The sequence below is a fragment of the Microcoleus sp. B13-B6 genome (assembly GCF_036705405.1).
GTDB lineage: Bacteria > Cyanobacteriota > Cyanobacteriia > Cyanobacteriales > Microcoleaceae > Microcoleus.
Genome location: NZ_JAUBUJ010000216.1, coordinates 1 through 3,887, shown reverse-complemented (window position 1 = coordinate 3,887; position 3,887 = coordinate 1). Strand labels below are relative to the sequence as shown.

At 46.7% G+C, this 3,887-nt stretch carries 4 protein-coding genes and 1 pseudogene; 3 read left to right on the top strand and 2 right to left on the bottom strand.

Annotated elements, in window-relative coordinates:
- Both QUB35_RS38605 and QUB35_RS38600 read left to right on the top strand, forming a co-directional pair.
- Positions 1–1,156, top strand: a pseudogene (locus QUB35_RS38605) (RNA-guided endonuclease InsQ/TnpB family protein); the annotation flags it as partial.
- Positions 1,157–1,230: 74 nt separating this feature from the next.
- Positions 1,231–1,425: a hypothetical protein gene (locus QUB35_RS38600; RefSeq protein WP_333148313.1), complete on the top strand. Its 195-nt coding sequence runs from the start codon at positions 1,231–1,233 to the stop codon at positions 1,423–1,425.
- A gap of 93 nt (positions 1,426–1,518) precedes the next feature.
- Here the strand turns inward: QUB35_RS38600 and QUB35_RS38595 are convergent, their stop codons facing one another.
- Positions 1,519–1,734, bottom strand: coding sequence for a hypothetical protein (locus QUB35_RS38595; RefSeq protein WP_333148311.1), 216 nt, complete (start codon positions 1,732–1,734; stop codon positions 1,519–1,521).
- Between the two features lie 44 nt (positions 1,735–1,778).
- On the opposite strand from QUB35_RS38595, the gene QUB35_RS38590 reads away from it, so the two are divergent.
- Positions 1,779–1,940: a hypothetical protein gene (locus QUB35_RS38590; RefSeq protein ID WP_333148309.1), complete on the top strand. Its 162-nt coding sequence runs from the start codon at positions 1,779–1,781 to the stop codon at positions 1,938–1,940.
- Positions 1,941–1,997: 57 nt separating this feature from the next.
- On the opposite strand, the gene QUB35_RS38585 is transcribed toward QUB35_RS38590, so the two are convergent.
- A complete protein-coding gene (locus QUB35_RS38585; protein WP_333036521.1) occupies positions 1,998–3,587 on the bottom strand; it encodes a glycoside hydrolase family 57 protein in 1,590 nt (529 codons plus the stop codon).
- Between the last annotated feature and the right edge of the window lie 300 nt (positions 3,588–3,887).

Here is a 3,887-nt window from a genome sequence, read left to right as displayed (position 1 = left end):
GGCAAAGCGGAACAATATCGAATCATAGACGACATGATTCGGACGGCTCAATTTGTCCGAAATAAAACTCTTAGACACTGGGTAGACAATCAAGGAATTAAGTTAGTAGACCTGTACAAACAATGCGCCGTGATGGCGAAAGAGTTTGAATGGGCAGGCAAGCTTAATTCGATGGCACGTCAGGCTTCCGCCGAACGTGCCATTTTTGCTATACAACGTTTCTTTGCTAATTGCAAAGCTAAGAAACCAGGAAAAAAAGGCTACCCGCAGTTCAAGAAATACACCCGATCTGTGGAATATAAAACTTCGGGATGGGAGCTTTCTACCGACAAGAAATGTCTAACATTTAAAGACGGCTTTGCTGCCGGAAAATTCAAGTTAATTGGTAGTCGGGATTTGCATTTTTATGCGCCTGGTGAGATTAAACGAATCAGAATTGTGCGCCGCGCCGATGGATACTACGCCCAATTTTGCATCAATGTGGAGAGGAAAGAGGAACTTGTTCCGACTGGTAAAGCCACTGGGATAGACGTTGGGTTAAACCACTTCTATGCTGATAGCGACGGCGAAACAGTTCCTAATCCTCGGTATCTCAGAAAAAGCGAAAAAGCTTTGAAGAGATTGCATCAGCGAGTTTCTCGGAAAAAGAAAGGTTCCAAGAACCGAAAAAAAGCGATTAACAAGTTAGGAAGAAAGCACCTGAAAGTCAGTAGGCAGCGTAAAGACTTCGCCATAAAGACGACGCCCGGCGTGGTAAAATCTAACGATTTTATAGCCTACGAAGACCTTCAGGTGCGGAACATGGTGAAAAACCATAAGCTCGCTAAATCAATTAGCGATGCAGCTTGGTCACAAACTTGATCATTATTTGGAATATTTTGGAAAAGTGTATGGCAAAACAGTTATTGCTGTTCCACCACAGTACACTTCCCAGGATTGTTCAAACTGTGGCAATTTAGTTAAGAAAACCCTGTCAACTCGAACCCATATTTGTGATTGTGGTGCGGTATTAGATCGCGACCATAACGCCGCAAAAAACATCCTAGCAAAAGGGTTGAAGCAGGCAAAAATCAATTTAAATACGGTGGGGCACACCGGAATTCACGCTGGGGGACAGACCGATCTCTACTTGCTGGTGGTAGCAAAACAGAGATAAGTTCGACTGGCTGATCCAAGAATCCTCGTGCCTTTAGGCCGAGGAGTGTCAATATGTCTTTATAGGTAAATGACATGAACGCTAAAGAATTGCTCCTTAAAGAAATGGATAATATCCCCGAATTTATATTAGAAGAAGTTTGGGATTTTCTGCAATTTCTCAAAGCAAAGTATGATAAAGATAAGTTAGAAGCAAGCCTGCTGAGTGAATCTTCTTTGCAAAAAGACTGGTTAAGATTAGAGGAGGATGAAGCATGGCAGAATTTGTAAAAGGTGATGTGATAGTTGTTCCTTTCCCATTTTCAGATTTAACACAAGCCAAGCGCCGACGCTCTAGTAATAGCAACTTTGGCAGGAGACGATCTAATTCTTTGTCAAATTACTAGCCAGACGCTCGCCGATCGCTATGCTATTAGCCTTCAAAGTAGTGATTTTAGTGAGGGTGGACTTAACCAAACTAGCAACATTAGACCTAATCGCTTGTTTACCGCTGAGCGATAAATTATACTTTATAAAGCTGGTAAGCTTAAACCTGAGAAGTTGAACGAGGCGATCGCCAAGATAGTTGAAATTCTTCACCAGTAATTCTCTATTGTCCAGCGTTCCTCAGCTCAAAATGCTGTTTGACTACATTGTGTTGTGCGATCGCCTGCGCGTTGAGAAAAAGACATAAAGTGCGATCGACCTTTCGATGTCAAAAAGCGATCGCACTCACACTCTCAACCAAAGATCGCCCCTCTCATTCCACTCATGGCGATCGCCCCATTACCTATAATTTTAATTAACATCCTGTCCCTCCCTTAAGCAGGGCTGGGGGGACAGGATGGGAGGGGAAACGAGCCTTAAAGCGATCGATAAACGCGATAGTTAATTTCCGGGAAAATATTATCAATCTCCTCAACCTTCTCCAACCAACCCGAATCAACTTTCCCTTCTTTCACTTCATCGTAAAGCTTGTGAAAGCGCATTAAGTGCGATCGAGTCCGGCGCACTGCATAGGGCACCATCGTCCCTGTACGCATGATAAATGCCCAGTCAGAAGATTGAGCTAGCAGCACTTCCCGCGCCGCCTGGTTCAAAGCGCGCCACTGCAATTCATCCGCAGGTTCCATGCTTCCCAACTCAATCATCCGTTCCGCAGCTTTGTGCAAGTGCGGGTAAATCCAAGCATTGGTATCGTTGAGCCAATATTCGTGGAAACCCCGGAAACCCCAGCTAGACTGAGACGGGCGGCACACTTGCTGAGTCGGATTTCCCCGCAAATAATCGGCTAAGTGCGTCATCTCGTAGGTATTTTGGTCGTACCAACTCTTGCGGAACAGGTAATCTAAGAACCAAGGCCCTTCGTACCACCAGTGACCGAAAAGTTCGGCGTCGTAAGGCGAAACAATAATCGGCGGACGCTGCATAATCCCGTTGAGGTGTTCGACTTGGCGTTCCCGGTTGAAAGCAAAGTTGCTGGCGTGTTCGGCTGCTTTTTCCCTTGCCCAGTATGGATCGTACAACTGTTTATCGCCTAAACCCAATCCGCGACCGGTGATTTTGTGATATTTAATCCCGGTATTTTTCCGCTGGCCGTTGGGCATGATGTAGGGCTTAATGTAATCGTAGTCAGCTTCCCAACCCAAATCTTTGTAGAATTCGCGGTATTCGGCCGCGCCTGGATAGCCGACTTCGGAAGACCAAACCTGCTGCGAGGATTCGTGATCCCGACCGAAGGCTGCGACTCCGCATTCGGTGAAAATGGGGGCGTAGCTGCCGTAGCGGGGACGCGGGCGGGCGTAGAGGATGCCGTGACCGTCTGTGAGAAAGTAGCGGAGGCCTGCGTCGGCTAACATCCGCTCTAAGCCTTCATAGTAGGCGCATTCGGGCAGCCAAATGCCTTTTGGTCGGCGACCGAAGTTTGCTTCGTAGTTGTCGCAGGCTACTTGAATTTGTGCCCAAACTGCTTCGGGGTACATTTTCATCAGCGGTAGGTAGCCGTGGGTGGCACCGCAGGTGATGATTTCGAGGTTGTTGGTATCTTGGTGTTCTTTGAAGGCTTTGACTAAATCTCGATCGTACTTTTCCCAAAAGTTGCGGACTTGAGAGAAATGGGCGGCGTAATGTTCTGCTAAATACCGGAGGTGACCGTTGCCGCTATTGTGTTCGATTTCGAGATCCGCTAATTCTTCGAGTTTAGCCAAGTGGTCGTCGAAGCGGTCTTGCAGCAAGGGGTCGCGCAGCATTGCCACCAAGGGCGGCGTCATGCTCATGGTAATTTTAAAGTCGATGCCGTCGCGCTTGAGCCCTTCAAAGACTTGCAGCAGGGGAATATAGGTTTCCGCGATCGCCTCAAACAGCCATTCTTCTTCTAAAACGTAGTCGCTTTCGGGGTGGCGAACAAAGGGCAAGTGGGCGTGGAGAACGAGGGCGAGGTAGCCAATAGTCATAATGATTTGGATGCCGTAGTTATTAACTGACGCCTGTTAGGGACAGCTTTAAAATATTTTAAGATTTTATGCTGAAACGGGACTCACAAAATGCCGTGTTTTTTTAACTCCTCGCTCCTGTTGTCCCCCGCTATAACTGTACCCAGTGTCTTCGGTGGGATGAAAGGCAGGGAGATTGTAGGTACGGAAATCTCCAAATCTTTATTTTTGTAGATATTTTACTCAATACTTCGGACAGTTTTGGAACAGGGACGCTCCCCGAACAGAGACAAAAAATCCCTGGAATTTTAACCGAAACTC